General features: G+C 46.0%; 12 protein-coding genes. All 12 read left to right on the top strand.

The window, feature by feature from the left end; genetic code table 11:
* Positions 1-13: 13 nt before the first annotated feature.
* The 12 genes from aroB to A136_RS00575 all read left to right on the top strand — a co-directional run bounded on the left by aroB (position 14) and on the right by A136_RS00575 (position 15,512).
* Positions 14-1,102 carry a 3-dehydroquinate synthase gene (gene aroB, locus A136_RS00520; protein WP_017061124.1) on the top strand — a complete coding sequence of 363 codons (1,089 nt, stop codon included), beginning with the start codon at positions 14-16 and terminating at the stop codon, positions 1,100-1,102.
* A 79-nt stretch (positions 1,103-1,181) separates the two neighbouring features.
* Positions 1,182-2,699 carry an SPOR domain-containing protein gene (locus A136_RS00525; RefSeq protein ID WP_017063695.1) on the top strand — a complete coding sequence of 506 codons (1,518 nt, stop codon included), beginning with the start codon at positions 1,182-1,184 and terminating at the stop codon, positions 2,697-2,699.
* A 69-nt stretch (positions 2,700-2,768) separates the two neighbouring features.
* Complete coding sequence (locus tag A136_RS00530; RefSeq protein ID WP_017061122.1) at positions 2,769-3,617, top strand: Dam family site-specific DNA-(adenine-N6)-methyltransferase; 849 nt, start codon at positions 2,769-2,771, stop codon at positions 3,615-3,617.
* A gap of 200 nt (positions 3,618-3,817) precedes the next feature.
* Positions 3,818-4,492, top strand: a complete 675-nt coding sequence (gene rpe, locus A136_RS00535; protein WP_010435263.1) for a ribulose-phosphate 3-epimerase — start codon at positions 3,818-3,820, stop codon at positions 4,490-4,492.
* Positions 4,493-4,594: 102 nt separating this feature from the next.
* On the top strand, positions 4,595-5,281 hold the full coding sequence (locus A136_RS00540; protein ID WP_017061120.1) for a phosphoglycolate phosphatase: 687 nt from the start codon (positions 4,595-4,597) through the stop codon (positions 5,279-5,281).
* A 150-nt stretch (positions 5,282-5,431) separates the two neighbouring features.
* A complete protein-coding gene (trpS, locus tag A136_RS00545) occupies positions 5,432-6,448 on the top strand; it encodes a tryptophan--tRNA ligase (protein WP_016796005.1) in 1,017 nt (338 codons plus the stop codon).
* Between the two features lie 385 nt (positions 6,449-6,833).
* On the top strand, positions 6,834-9,428 hold the full coding sequence (locus tag A136_RS00550) for an ExeM/NucH family extracellular endonuclease (protein ID WP_017063697.1): 2,595 nt from the start codon (positions 6,834-6,836) through the stop codon (positions 9,426-9,428).
* 200 nt (positions 9,429-9,628) lie between these two features.
* Positions 9,629-10,207: an aminodeoxychorismate/anthranilate synthase component II gene (locus tag A136_RS00555; protein ID WP_009848915.1), complete on the top strand. Its 579-nt coding sequence runs from the start codon at positions 9,629-9,631 to the stop codon at positions 10,205-10,207.
* Positions 10,208-10,671: 464 nt separating this feature from the next.
* Positions 10,672-11,883, top strand: coding sequence for an aspartate aminotransferase family protein (locus tag A136_RS00560; RefSeq protein ID WP_017063698.1), 1,212 nt, complete (start codon positions 10,672-10,674; stop codon positions 11,881-11,883).
* 107 nt (positions 11,884-11,990) lie between these two features.
* Positions 11,991-13,010 carry an arginine N-succinyltransferase gene (gene astA / locus A136_RS00565; protein WP_017063699.1) on the top strand — a complete coding sequence of 340 codons (1,020 nt, stop codon included), beginning with the start codon at positions 11,991-11,993 and terminating at the stop codon, positions 13,008-13,010.
* Between the two features lie 39 nt (positions 13,011-13,049).
* Positions 13,050-14,507, top strand: coding sequence for a succinylglutamate-semialdehyde dehydrogenase (gene astD / locus A136_RS00570; RefSeq protein WP_017063700.1), 1,458 nt, complete (start codon positions 13,050-13,052; stop codon positions 14,505-14,507).
* A 213-nt stretch (positions 14,508-14,720) separates the two neighbouring features.
* On the top strand, positions 14,721-15,512 hold the full coding sequence (locus A136_RS00575; protein WP_017063701.1) for a DUF1338 domain-containing protein: 792 nt from the start codon (positions 14,721-14,723) through the stop codon (positions 15,510-15,512).
* Positions 15,513-15,640 lie beyond the last annotated feature (128 nt).

Below are 15,640 nucleotides of genomic sequence, written 5' to 3' on the forward strand. Positions count from 1 at the left end.
GGAGAGCAAACCCATGGAACGGATTACGGTCAATCTAGCTGAGCGTAGCTACCCTATCTCTATTGGCGCCGGGTTATTTGAAGACCCGGCGTACCTTTCTTTTTTATCAGGTAAGCAGAAAGTTGTTGTTATCAGTAATGTGACAGTAGCGCCTCTTTATGCTGATAAAATTTTATCGCTATTGGATCAAGTCGGCTGTCAGACATCTCTTCTCGAGCTGCCAGACGGTGAACAGTACAAAACCCTTGAAACGTTCAATTCAGTGATGAGCTACATGCTTGAAGGAAATTACAGCCGCGATGTGGTGGTGATTGCTTTAGGAGGTGGTGTTATCGGTGACTTGGTCGGTTTTGCTGCCTCTTGTTACCAGCGCGGTATTGATTTCATTCAAATCCCGACGACCCTTCTTTCTCAAGTGGACTCTTCTGTTGGTGGTAAAACCGCAGTAAACCATCCTCTTGGTAAGAATATGATCGGCGCTTTTTACCAACCGAAATCTGTGATCATCGATACCAACTGTTTATCAACGCTTCCAGAGCGTGAGTTTGCAGCGGGCATTGCTGAGGTGATCAAATACGGCATCATTTACGATGAAGCCTTCTTTGATTGGTTGGAGCAGAATCTAGAGAAACTTTATCAACTTGATGAAGAAGCACTGATTACCGCGATTGCTCGTTGTTGTGCAATTAAGGCTGAAGTGGTGGCTCTAGATGAAAAAGAGTCAGGAATCAGAGCGTTATTGAACCTAGGTCATACATTTGGTCATGCGATTGAAGCAGAACTAGGCTATGGTAATTGGCTACATGGTGAAGCTGTGTCGTCAGGCACTGTAATGGCAGCTAAAACAGCTCAATTACAGGGACTGATCTCTCAGCAGCAACTTGAGCGAATTATTTCTATACTCAAGAATGCGAAACTACCAATCCATACGCCAGAAAGCATGTCTTTTGAAGACTTTATGAAGCACATGATGCGCGATAAAAAAGTGCTGTCTGGTCAGTTGCGTTTGGTATTACCAACAAGTATTGGTACTGCTGAAGTGGTTGCTGATGTGCCTCAAGACATCATTAAACAAGCGATCGATTTCTGCCGTACTCTTTAAATTTGGTTGTGAGGTTGCCTAGCTAAACTCTAGGCAATTGAAGCGTTTTACTGATCGATCTTATCAGTAGGGATCCCCAATGAGTTTGGCTCATGAATTAAGAGTATTAGAGTTAGAATCTCAAGTTGAGCTGCTAGAGCGCTTACAGCTTTTGACTAACTTTGGTTCAAACCTTGTGACGGTTGCTGGCAAAGCTGGCTCTGGCCGATCTTGGTTGGCTCAGCGTTATCTTGAAGCATGGTCGACAGAAAAAAATCAGTGTTTACTGCTTTGTCATCCAAGCCAAGACGATCAACAACGCCGCGCGCTTATTCTTAGCCAAATTGTTTCTGATCCCCTGTTTAATCAACATGATTCTTTATCGGATAGCCTAACAAGGTTACTGGATGGAGAACCGTGTAATGTGGTTGTCGTCGTTGATGATGCCCAACGACTTTCTGAGCTATTGGTATCCGAATTATGGATGTTGGTACTGGAAGCTCAATCAAACACTCAATGGACGATCAATATCGTTCTCTTCTCGGAACCTGGCCACTTAGATACGTTATTAACGCGTTTGAGTTACGGTCAACAACACAAACCTATCGATCTTGAGATCGATGACCTTTCGCAACCAGAAGCTGAACATTTCTTTGAATCACTGGTGATTCGATATGTTGATGATGAGTCTGAAACTCGCGTGCGACGTGCGTTTAATAAAGCGCAACCTCTGCCCGGTGAGTTAATGGCTTTAGGAGAATTGAAAGTGGAAAAAAGGATTATTATTCGCTCAATTATTGGCTCACCCATCAATATCGCGATTGTGGTGGCCTTGCTGTTGATTTTAATTGGTGGTGGTTATTGGTGGATGTTCAGTCAACCAACCCCTGACGATAAAGCGCAATCTCTTATCGCTCCGATTGAACAGACAGCTATCCCAACTTTTGAAGTGGAAAGTGGTACCGAGCAAGCTGGAATCGACGGAATGGACGATTCTGAAGCCGAAGCTGACATGAGTTATCAAGGTGCTGATGACGACAGCTCATCTTTGCCACCGACTGTCGTTGAAGATACCGCGAGTGTTGGAGAAGTCGAACAAGATCAGCAGCGTGTCGTAATCACCTCTGATGTGGTTGATGCCTTGCTTGATGATAAACCTGAAAGTGCCGATACCAGTGCGATTGATGCTGCTGTTGAAGAAAACACAGGTGCCGCGGTGAGTTCGCAATCAGATGCAGACAAAGTGGAGTCACAGCCTTCAGCCGATGAAGCAACAGACCTAACACAGTCCACGCCACCGACTAAGAAAATTACATTCTCATTTTCTCGCGAAGAGTTACAAGCTATCTCTCCGCGAGCTTATACTTTGCAGTTGAGTGCGATGACCTCATTGGACGACGTACAGTCTTTCATTGAAGAGTATGACCTTGAGAACAAGGTTCGTATTTACCCAACACTTCGCAACGACACCAAGTGGTTTATTATCACTTATCAAGATTACCCAACGATTCAAGTGGCGAGAGACGCGGTAAGTGCGTTATCAAAACCCCTTCAACAGTTGGAACCTTGGGCAAAATCGATGAATCAAGTGCATCGAGAGATAGAACGTGCGAAATAACCCTGAGCTTAGCCTCAAAATATGTTACATTCCGCAGCCTTATTTTTGAGTTGATAGATAGAGCAGTAAATGAAAAAGCAGCGTGCCTTTCTAAAATGGGCTGGTGGTAAATATGGCCTAGTTGAAGACATCCAACGTCACCTGCCACCTGCTCGTAAATTGGTAGAACCGTTTGTCGGTGCCGGCTCAGTATTTCTGAATACTGACTTTGAACAGTACCTGCTTGCAGATATCAATCCCGATCTTATCAACCTGTACAACCTGCTTAAAACCGATCCTGAAACTTATATCACGGAAGCGAAGCGCTGGTTCTGTCCTGAGAACAACCGTAAAGAAGCCTTCTTAGATATTCGCGCTGAGTTCAATGGTACAGATAACGTCATGTATCGTTCATTGGCTTTCTTGTATATGAACCGATTTGGCTTCAATGGCCTATGTCGTTACAACAAGAAGGGCGGTTTTAACGTTCCATTTGGTTCTTATAAAAAACCTTACTTCCCAGAAGCTGAGCTGGAATTTTTTGCCGAGAAAGCGAAAAAAGCCACCTTCGTCTGTGAGGGATACCATGAAACCTTTAGCCGCGCGCGCAAAGGCTGTGTGGTTTACTGCGATCCTCCATACGCACCACTGTCGAACACGGCAAACTTTACCTCTTACGCAGGTAATGGCTTTAGCTTAGATGACCAAGCTGCACTGGCGGATGTTGCTGAAAAAGCAGCGATGGAACGAGGCATCCCTGTCTTGATCTCAAACCATGACACCACCTTAACGCGCCGTTTATACCATGGTGCAGAACTGAACGTGGTCAAGGTTAAGCGCACCATTAGCCGTAATGGCGCAGGGCGCAATAAAGTCGATGAGTTACTGGCACTTTTTCATAAAGAGAAAAACCAGCAACACGCTTCAGAAGAATTGTAGCGGCCAACATAACCCTCGAACTCATTAAATTGAGTGACCAACGGGTACTTTCATAAACTAATCTTTCGAACTGCTAGGATCTGCTTAGTTGCTTAGGTAGAATTGCACACCAAATAGTCTTGGAATTGAGTCTTGTATTTGTATATGAGATGTCACAAGGCGGTGATATTCGCAATTTACTCACTCTTAAGAGGTTTGGTATGAAAGATTTTCTAATCGCTCCATCGATTTTGTCTGCAGATTTTGCTCGTCTTGGTGAAGACGTAGAAAAAGTACTCGCAGCTGGTGCTGATGTTGTGCACTTCGATGTGATGGACAACCACTACGTACCTAACCTGACTTTTGGCGCGCCTATCTGTAAAGCGCTGCGCGACTACGGTATTACGGCTCCTATCGATGTTCACCTTATGGTTAAGCCAGTAGACAGCATCGTGCCTGAGTTTGCTAAAGCCGGCGCATCAATGATTACCTTCCACGTTGAAGCTTCAGAGCACATCGATCGCACTCTACAGCTAATCAAAGAGCACGGCTGTAAAGCGGGTGTGGTTCTTAACCCTGCAACGCCGCTTTCTTGCTTAGATTACATCCTAGACAAAGTAGACATGATTCTACTGATGTCTGTGAACCCAGGCTTCGGCGGTCAATCTTTCATTCCGCACACGCTAGATAAACTACGTGCTGTTCGTAAGCTGATTGATGAGTCAGGCCGTGACATTCGCCTTGAGATTGATGGCGGCGTGAAGGTTGATAACATCCGTGAAATCGCAGAAGCGGGCGCAGATATGTTCGTTGCGGGTTCAGCTATCTTCAATCAACCAGATTACAAAGAAGTGATTGATGAGATGCGTGCAGAGCTTGCAAAAGTAAACGCATAATCGTAAAACTACAGATAGATTGAATATTAAGGGGCTAATTTGCCCCTTTTTTACGTCTTATAGCTCAACTCATAAGACGAACATAATAAATAGGAAAGTAAGATGTCATTAAGCTCAATAAAACTGATCGCCTTTGATTTGGATGGAACCTTGTTAGACAGCGTGCCTGATTTGGCCGTTGCTGCTGACCAAGCTTGTCAGGAGTTGGGCTTCCCTTCAGTGAGCGAAGAACAAGTTCGCGACTACGTAGGTAATGGTGCTGATGTTCTTATCGGACGTTCACTCAGCCGTAACTTGACGGTTGACCCAAGCCTAGAGCCAGAGCTACTGAAAAAAGCACGCATCCTGTTTGATGATTTCTATGAGCAGGGCGGTCACAAGCTAAGTCACCTTTACCCATCGGTTAAAGAGACGCTGGCTGAGCTGGATAAAGCCGGCTTCACTATGGCGCTGGTTACCAACAAGCCATCGAAGTTTGTACCAGACGTACTGGCGCAACACGGTATTGATAAGTACTTTGTTGATGTGTTGGGTGGCGACTCTTTCCCAGAGAAAAAACCGAACCCAGTCGCTCTGAACTGGTTGCTAGAAAAGCACAATGTAAAAGCGGAAGAGATGTTGATGGTTGGCGATTCAAGCAACGACATTAAAGCGGCTAAGAATGCAGGTTGTCACTCGTTTGGTCTGACTTACGGTTATAACCACGGCGAGCCGATTTCAGCATCAAACCCTGACTATGTCGCGGATAACGTCGCGCAATTACTAGATGTCGTTCTAGTTTCAGCATAAAGCGGACAAAAGTTAGCTAACCTACTAGCAAAATACTTATCAATGAGTACACTGGATGAGCCGTACAGAAGAGCTGTGCGGCTTTTCTATATTTAAGTTAAGAAGCTAAGCGTTCAATAAACTTAGCGAATAAGCAAAGGAATTAAAACCATGAGCAAGCCCATCGTATTGAGTGGTGTTCAACCATCTGGTGAACTAAGTATCGGTAACTACTTGGGTGCTCTACGTCAATGGCAACAGATGCAAGATGATTACGATTGCCAATACTGTGTTGTAGACCTTCACGCAATTACGGTTCGCCAAGACCCGAAAGCACTGCATGAAGCGACTCTAGACGCACTAGCAATCTGTCTTGCTGTCGGTGTTGATCCAAAGAAGAGCACGCTATTTGTTCAGTCACACGTACCAGAGCATGCTCAACTTGGTTGGCTTCTTAACTGTTACACGCAAATGGGTGAACTGAGCCGTATGACTCAGTTTAAAGATAAGTCTGCACGCCACTCAAATGACGTAAACGTAGGCCTATACGACTACCCAGTGTTGATGGCTGCAGACATCCTGCTTTACGGTGCTCATCAAGTGCCTGTAGGTAGCGACCAGAAACAACACTTAGAGTTAGCGCGTGATATCGCAACTCGCTTCAACAACATCTACGGTCCTGAAACGCCAATCTTCCAAGTACCAGAACCTTACATTCCAACAGTGAATGCACGTGTAATGAGCCTGCAAGATGCGACGAAGAAGATGTCTAAGTCAGACGACAACCGTAAGAACGTGATTACTTTGCTAGAAGAACCTAAGTCGATCATCAAGAAGATCAACAAAGCGCAAACCGATGCAGAAACACCACCACGCATTGCTCACGATTGGGAAAACAAAGCGGGTATCTCTAACCTAATGGGTCTGTACTCTGCAGCGACAGGTAAAACGTTCGAAGAGATCGAAGCGCAGTACCAAGGCGTTGAAATGTACGGTCCGTTCAAGAAAGACGTAGGCGCAGCATTGGTTGAGATGCTTGAGCCGATTCAAGCTGAATATCACCGTATCCGTGCTGACCGTGCCTACATGGACGCAGTAATGAAAGCCGGTGCTGAAAAAGCCTCTGAACGTGCTGCAGTGACACTGAAAAAAGCATACGAAGCAGTAGGTTTTGTTACTCGCCCATAGGGTGAACTAACACAACTCGCTTGAGAATTTGAGCCCAAAGTAGCTGTTGTTTACTTTGGGCTTTTTCATGCCCATTCCATTTGCCTTCCTCGAAACCCCCTTGTTTGAATTGATAATTTACCCAGTATTTAGCTAGCATATCCATCGCTGTAATGCTGTGCAGATGATCTTATTTGGTACCCTCAAGCTTTATAAAATTACACTCGTTTCTATATATGTTGGAAATATATAACGTGCCAAACAATTGATGATTCCAAAGTGATAAGTTCCTCATTTTCTTGCCTACTGACTTATTCCTTTCATAAATAAACCTGATAGTTACCACAAAATACATGACTGCCCATAGATGGCAGTGACTATAACTCGATGAACTCAGGTGAAACGGATGGCTCTTTTACACAAACCTTCATTGCTAGCAGTGGCAATTGGTAGCTTGTTAACTACAAGCGCACACGCTGATTTGTTTATTTCACAATATGTGGAAGGCGGCAGCTATAACAAAGCGGTTGAGATTGCCAATAGTGGCGATAGCAGCATTAGTTTAGATGGTTACTCATTGGCGAAATCTGCCAATGGCAACGGATCATGGGGTGCCACTTTACCTTTAGATGGACACGTTTTAGCACCCGGTGAAGTACTCGTGGTCGGACATTCTAGTGCGAGTGATGAGATTAAAGCTCAAGCTGACATCATTAATGCCTCTATCGCCAATCATAATGGTGACGACCCGCTGGCTATCTTGAATTCAGACGGCTCGGTACATGATGTTGTTGGTTTGATGGGCGATGTGGACTGGGGCAAAGATGTTACTTTGGTTCGTGCGACACAAACACCTTCTGCGACGTTTGATGCTTCACAATGGGTATCGCTACCAAAAGACAGCATTGAAGGCCTAGGTTCACTAGACAGCGTTGAACTGCCAGAAGCGTTCACTTGTACACAAGATGGCTCTGACCCAGTATTCACCACCATTCAAGAAATCCAAGGTGAGGGCGCTACATCGCCATTCATCGATGGCTACCCATACATCACCGACGATGAATATTTCGTAAAAGGTGTGGTAAGTGCGGTAACAACAGGCCTAACTAAAGGCTTCTACCTGCAAGCACTTGAGGATGATTTCAACTCAAGCACTTCTGAGGGTCTATTTATTCATACCAACCAGTCGAGCTCAGAGCTAGTAGCCGGTGATGTAGTGTGTGTGAAAGGCAAGGTTCAAGAATACTACAGCCACACTCAGCTGAAAGTAGAAAACAACCAATGGCTAAAACAGGGCGAGCAGCAGGCACCTGAAGCTACGGCGATTGAAGTGCTAGACAGTGACGAGAACTTCGCTGCAACGCTTGAACGCTACGAAGGCATGTTGGTGAAAACAACCGAAGCGCTTGATATGCGTGTGACGCGTACCTTTGGTTATGACTACGCAGGTCGTCGTAACAACATGGTACTGGCGCATGAGCGTATTAACATGCAGCCGAACCAGCTTTTCGTCGCGGGATCTGACGAAGCGAAGCAGCAAACTGAAGACAACGCAGACCGCCGTCTTTTCGTTGAAACCGATCAAAAAGCGGCTGATGGACAAGTCCCTTTCTACCCAGATTTTGGCCGCACTGATATCGACCAAGATGGTTCAACAGAAGATTACATCCGCATTGATGACACCATTGTTGGCCTAGAAGGCGTGCTGACTTACAGCTACGGTGAGTACCGTTTAATTGCGACTAACCAGATCTCGGCTGAAAACTATGTGCGTAACGATCCGCGTACCGACAAACCAGACATGGATGAAGGCGACCTACGTATTGCGACCTTCAACGTATTGAACTACTTCAACTCTCCATTTGGTGGCGACGCGAATCAGCACGGCAATAACCGTGGCGCGAACACCATCACTGAGTTTGAGATGCAGCAAGAGAAGATTGTGAACGCGATTCTTCGCTTAGATGCAGACATCATTGGCTTGATGGAAATTGAGAACAATGGCTTTGGTGAAGGCTCTGCCATTCAGCAACTTGTAAACCAACTGAATGATCGCATTGAGCGTAAGAAAGACCGTTATACCTTTGTGGCTGTCGACTCGAACGAAGACGGCGTAACCGACGAGATGGACTCTATTGGTACTGACGTTATCACAACGGGTGTTATCTACCGTAAGAAGGTGGTTAAGCTTAAAGACAGCCGTGTTATCGCGATGCCAAGCCAACAAGCACCAGAGGTGTTAGACGATTCAGGCAAGGTGATTGAAGACGGTAAGAACTACCAACGTGACTCATTGGCGCCAACCTTTAAAGTTAAAGGCACCAAAGAGAAACTCACCGTAGCGATCAACCACTTTAAATCGAAAGGCTCTAAGTGTTGGGAAGATGCTGCTCCGATTGAGCAGGGCGGCCAAGGCGGCGTTGATGCCGATAAGCAAGGTTCATGTGAGAACTTCCGTGTTGCTGCGGCGGTTGCATTAGGTGAAGCGCTCGATGGCATCAAAGGTCACAAAGTGATCCTGGGTGATATGAACTCGTACGGCATGGAAGATCCAATGCTGGTGCTAACCGATTACTCGGAAGAGAAATACGGCAAGCAGATCAAAGCAGCTCGTAATACCTACATTGATGGTGTTGAGCAGTTTGGTGATAGCGGTGCGGTGATTACGAAGAACTACGGTTATATCAATGCTGTGGCTCAAAAGCACCCAGACAGCTGGAGCTACTCATACAATGATGAAGTTGGCGCTCTAGACCACCTGCTGATCAGCGAAAGCCTGAAAGATAGGGTTGTCGATGCTACCGATTGGCACATCAATGGTGGTGAGTCGACGTTGTTTGACTACAACGAAGAGTACAAAGGTGACCTACCTAAGTACCAAGATCACTTCCGTTCATCGGATCATGATCCTGCCGTTCTTGAGCTAAGAGTAGGCGGTTCATTTGGCTTCGGTGCTCTTATGTCACTATTTGGCTTAGCAATGTGGCGTCGTCGTAAGTAGCTCAATCACAAATAGATTGGCTTGCCATACAAGTAAGCCAATTCAGATAACTTAACGCTATCTGTAAACAATTAAGGTCAACTTAGGTTGGCCTTAATTATTGGCGAAATGCAGTTTCCACTTGCCTTTCGCTATGGGTATTGCACAATACCGCCCCTATATCTCCCAATCCTTTAGTATTTAGCAAACGATTTCGACCCATGTTACTTATCATCGATAACTACGACTCTTTTACCTATAACTTGTATCAGTATTTCTGTGAGTTAGGGGTAACTGTAAAAGTTGTTCGCAACGATGAGATTGATATTGCGGGCATCGAAGCGCTAAATCCTAGCCATCTTGTTATCTCGCCGGGCCCATGTACGCCCGATGATGCGGGAATTTCGCTGCAGGTGATTGAACACTTCGTTGGTAAGCTGCCGATCTTAGGTGTGTGTCTTGGTCATCAAGCCATTGCTCAAGTCTTTGGTGGTGAAGTGGTGAGAGCCAGACAAGTGATGCACGGTAAAACCTCGCCTATTCGTCATAACGGGAAGAGTGTTTTTCAAGGTCTCAATAACCCTCTGACTGTGACTCGTTACCACTCTTTAGTGGTGAAAAACGGCACATTACCAGACTGTTTTGAGCTGACGTCTTGGACGGAATTTGAAGATGGTAGCATGGATGAGATCATGGGTTATCAACACAAAACCTTGCCGATTGATGCCGTCCAATTTCACCCTGAATCGATTAAAACAGAGCAAGGACACCAGCTTCTCGCTAACTTCCTAGCACGCTGAGTGTTTAAATTTGACTCTTTCTCCGTCTAAATAAGCCAGTTTAACGTATTCCATTACCCGTTAAGCGTTTAAATTCGGGCGCTACGCGTCTTCATCCCTCTGACGCCGATCACTTTTTATAACATTTCTCCCTCGTCAGGCTAAGTTTTTAGCCTATGCAAAATTATTCGCGTTATTTCGTCTCGAACCCAATATACCGCAATGCCAGTAAGGCTTTGCTGTTGCTGGTTATACGTTTAGGTAAAAAAAGCTTCATAAAACAGATTAATTGATGCATAAATAGTCATAGGTAGTGACGTTTAGCTGGTTGTAAGGGATGGCTAAAGAATAATCTACTATTGAAAAGGTTAATTAAATGTAAATATAATGCTGCAGCGGGATTATGGCGAGACAAAATATCTTTGTCTCACTTATGAACCATTACGCTTATTTGCGAAGCTTGCGGTATCGAGAAGGAATGTACGATGACAGTGGAAAATAAAGTAGAACGTAGTCTGTTTAATGAGGTGATGGTGCCTTGTTATAACCCAATGGAAATGATCCCAGTAAAAGGGGAAGGCGCACGCGTTTGGGACCAACAAGGCCGAGAGTATATCGACTTTGCTGGTGGTATCGCTGTGAGCTGTTTGGGTCACTGTCACCCAGCAATGGTTAATGCTGTTACCGAGCAAGCAAACAAGATTTGGCACCTAAGTAATGTAATGACTAACGAACCTGCACTGCGTCTAGCGAAGAAGCTAACTGACGTATGTTTTGCAGAAAAAATATTCTTTGCGAACTCTGGTGCAGAAGCGAACGAAGCAGCACTTAAGCTAGCTCGTCGTTGGGCTGCGGATGTTCACGGTCCTGAGAAATCTGAAATCATTGCATTCAAACAAGGTTTCCACGGTCGTACTTTCTTTACTGTAACCGTTGGTGGTCAAGAAGCTTACTCAGATGGCTTCGGTCCAAAACCTGGCGATGTAACTCACCTACCTTACAACGATATTGCCGCTCTAGAAGCGCATATCTCTGATCGCACTTGTGCCATCATGATGGAACCTCTGCAAGGCGAGGGCGGTATCATCTCTCCAACGGCTGAGTTCGTGAATACGGTTCGTGAACTGTGTGACAAGCACAATGCATTGTTGATTTTTGATGAAGTACAAACAGGTAATGGTCGTACTGGTAACTTCTATGCTTACCAAGGTCTGGGCGTGACGCCAGACATTCTAAGCACAGCGAAGTCTCTAGGTGGCGGTTTCCCTATCGGCGCAATGCTGACGACGTCTGAACTGGCTACACACCTTAAGGTTGGTACGCACGGTTCTACATACGGTGGTAACCCACTGGCGTGTGCGGTAGCTGAAGCAGTGGTTGACGTAGTTAGCCAACCTGAGACTCTAGAAGGCGTAAAAGAGCGTGAAGCGCTATTCCGTGACGGCTTAGCTAAGATTAATGACAAATATCAAATATTCAGTGAAGTTCGTGGTAAAGGCCTATTGTTAGGCGCTGCACTAAATGACGAGTGGCAAGGACGTGCACGTGACGTATTAGTAGCGGCAGGCGAACAAGGCTTGATGGTACTGGTTGCGGGTGCAAACGTGGTTCGTTTTACGCCATCACTGGTTATTACTACACAAGAAATTGAAGAAGGCTTATCAAAACTAGACAAAGCAATCGCTACGCTAGTTTAGCCTAAGCGGCGTCATAGGAATGATCGCCATTAGAGCGATCCCATGACGTTTTGCTAAAGGCCCAAGCTTCTGGTTTTGGGCCTATTTTGCATCTGGAGGGAATATTGATGCTAGTTGTTCGCCCAATTAAACTATCTGATTACGACGCGTTGCATACCTGCGCTGTTGAGTCAGGACATGGATTCACATCTCTTCCGGTTAACGAAGAACTGTTAACCAATCGTATTACTCACTCTGAATACAGCTTCGCGAAACAAGGCGTGACCGAGCCCGGTGATGAAGGCTACCTGATGGTTGGCTACGATACCGAAACCGGAGAAGTGGCGGGTACGACCGGCATAGAAGCCTCGATTGGCTGGGATGTACCGTTTTATTCTTACCACATCAGCAAAGTAGTCCACTCATCACAAAAGCTAGGCGTGAACAACGTCGTTAAGCTACTGACTTTCGGTAATAACTACACCGGGTGCAGTGAGATCTGTACGCTATTTTTGCGTCCAGATTTCCGTGGCGGCTTGAACGGTCGTTTGATGTCGAAGTGTCGGTTTTTGATCATGGCGGAACACCCAGAGCGTTTCTCAAAAACGATCTTTGCTGAGATGCGTGGTGTATCAGATGCGGAAGGCAATTCTCCTTTCTGGCAATGGCTGCAAGAACATTTCTTCTCGATTGACTTCACGCTTGCCGATTACCTAACCGGTATTGGTAAGAAAGGCTTCATTGCTGACCTAATGCCTAAGCTACCTATCTACGTGAACCTACTGAGCAAAGAAGCTCAAGCGGTGATCGGAGAGGTACATGACAATACGCGCCCTGCACTTAAGTTGCTGGAACGTGAAGGTTTCACCAACCGTGGTTATGTCGACATCTTTGATGCAGGCCCAACGGTTGAGTGTGATCTAAGAAACATCGAATCTGTGCGTCACTCAATTCGAGCACAGGTTCAAATTGCAGAGCACTCTAGCTCTAAAGACTTCCTAATTGGTAATACCTCGTTTGAGAACTTCCGCGCAGTAGCCGCGAAAGGTGCGTATGACCAAGCAAGCGACACAGTGATTTTATCATCTGAAGTAGCAAGCGCTCTTGAAGTAAAAGAAGGCGAATTCGTTCGCATGTTGGCTCAATAAGAGCGGCGATTATCTGTCGAAGATTTTAAGGATAGAAGTATGACTCAGTGGATAGCAGGACAGTGGGTGGCAGGTCAAGGTGACGCCATGACATCAGTAAGCCCATACAACAATGAAGTAGTGTGGCAGGGTGATAGCGCGACACTAGCACAGGTTGAATCTGCAGTAGCAGCAGCTCGTGAAGCCTTCTTGGTTTGGAAAAAACTGAGCTTTGCAGAGCGTGAAGCGATCGTGTTGAACTTTGCTGAGAAAGTTAAAGAGAACAGCGAAGAAATCGCGCAAATCATCGCGAAAGAGACGGGTAAACCGATTTGGGAAACTCGCACTGAAGCGGGCGCAATGGCGGGCAAGATTGCTATTTCAATTCGTGCTTACCATGAGCGTACCGGTGAAGCTTCTCGTGAAGCGGCAGGCAACCAGATTGTACTGCGTCACCGTCCATTAGGCGTGATGGCAGTATTTGGTCCTTATAACTTCCCTGGTCACCTACCTAACGGTCATATTGTTCCTGCACTGCTATCGGGTAATACCGTGGTATTTAAGCCTTCAGAGCAGACACCTTGGACGGGTGAGTTTGCGATGAAATTATGGCAAGAAGCGGGTCTTCCTGCTGGCGTAATCAACCTAGTACAAGGCGCTAAAGAGACAGGTATCGCACTGGCCGATGCTAAAGGTCTTGATGGCGTGCTGTTCACAGGTAGCGCTAATACTGGGCATATCCTTCACCGTCAATTCGCGGGCCAACCGGGCAAGATGCTGGCACTAGAGATGGGTGGCAATAACCCTATGGTGATCAGTGACCAATATGGTGACGCAGACGCAACGGTATACACCATTATCCAATCGGCGTTCATCAGTGCGGGTCAACGTTGTACATGTGCTCGTCGTTTGTACGTGCCTGTTGGCGAGAAGGGTGATCTGCTACTCGATAAGCTGGTCGCAGCGACGCAAAAGATTCGTGTTGATCAGCCATTCGCTGAACCAGCACCCTTCATGGGTCCTCAGATCTCTGAAGCTGCGGCTAAGTTCATTCTGGACGCGCAAGCGAATCTGCAATCGTTAGGTGGAGTCAGCCTAGTAGAAGCAAAAGCGGGTCAAGCGGCGTTTGTTTCTCCGGGTATTATCGACGCAACCAATATTGCTGAACTGCCAGATGAAGAGTACTTCGGTCCATTGCTGCAAGTGGTTCGTTACCAATCGCTAGAGCAAGCGGTCGAGTTAGCTAACGACACTCGTTTTGGTTTGTCTGCGGGTCTTGTATCAACAGATGATTCTGAATGGGAATACTTCGTTGACCATATCCGTGCGGGTATTGTTAACCGTAACCGTCAGCTAACAGGCGCAAGTGGTGATGCACCATTTGGTGGTCCGGGTGCTTCGGGCAACCTACGGCCAAGTGCTTACTACGCAGCGGACTACTGTGCTTACCCTATGGCTTCAATGGAAGGTGGCGAAACTCAACTTCCAGCAACGTTTAGCCCAGGTATTGAGCTTTAATTTAGGCTAATGAGTCTTAGGCTCATGCGTTAAGCTTGAAAGAGGGAGGTGGTGTTATCACTTCCCTTTTCCACCACGTCCGACACCTAGATTGGGCGGTAGATAATAATAGAAAAAGTATGTCACAGGCTGATGGCTGCTGACTCTGTGTCTCAGCCTCTCCCTTTCTAATCCAAACTACTAGCTTGCTAGAACCTCTGACAAGGAGTCACCATGACGCTCGATCTACTCTTTAAATCACTTTGGGACGATTACATTCATAGGCTTTGTCCATCGGCTGAGAAAGTGCATCACTTGCTGAAAGAAGACGAAGCCCTGATTAATGATCACATTGCACTGCGTACTTTCAATGTTGCTCCGCTAGGTATTGAAACATTGGCTAAGCCTTTCCTTGAGCTAGGTTATAAAGCGTGTGGCGATTACTTGTTTGAGAGTAAGAAGCTAGTCGCGAAGCATTACGAGCACCCAGATCCAAATCAACCTAAAGTGTTCATTAGTGAGTTGAAGGTCGAAGAGTGTTCAAGTGACTTACAACAGATCGTTGCTAAATTGGTTGAGCAAGTCGACGTAAGCAAGCTTCAAGGCCATGAATTCTTGTTTGGTGGTCGTCTATGGGACTTGAGCTTCGCAGATTTCCAAGTGCTTGCAAAAGAGAGTGAATACGCGTCTTGGCTCGCAGCTCATGGTTACGGTGCCAACCACTTTACAGTGAGCGTTAATCAACTCGATGCTTTTGATGAAGTGCAGGCAGTGAATGATTATTTGAGCGAATCAGGCTTCACGATCAATGCATCTGGTGGCCAGGTTAAAGGCTCTCCAGAGGTCTTATTAGAGCAATCATCAACAATGGCAGATAAAGTCCCAGTTTCATTTGTTGAGGGCAATGAGATGATTCCTGGAGGCTTCTATGAGTTCGCTAAGCGTTATGCGATGGCTAATGGTGAGCTTTATACCGGTTTTGTGGCAGCATCGGCTGACAAGATCTTCGAAAGCACTAACGGTTAAAGAAAGATACGAGTACGGACTTTACCCTAAAGATGCAGATAGGCTTCGCTTCGAGAGTGTTTGCGCTTCGAAGCTGTAGGTGTTTCATTCGTATTTTCTTTGTAGATCTTTAGAAAACAAAAAAGCCA

The organism is Vibrio crassostreae 9ZC13, from assembly GCF_000272045.2.
In the GTDB taxonomy this organism is placed as follows: Bacteria; Pseudomonadota; Gammaproteobacteria; order Enterobacterales; family Vibrionaceae; genus Vibrio; species Vibrio crassostreae_C.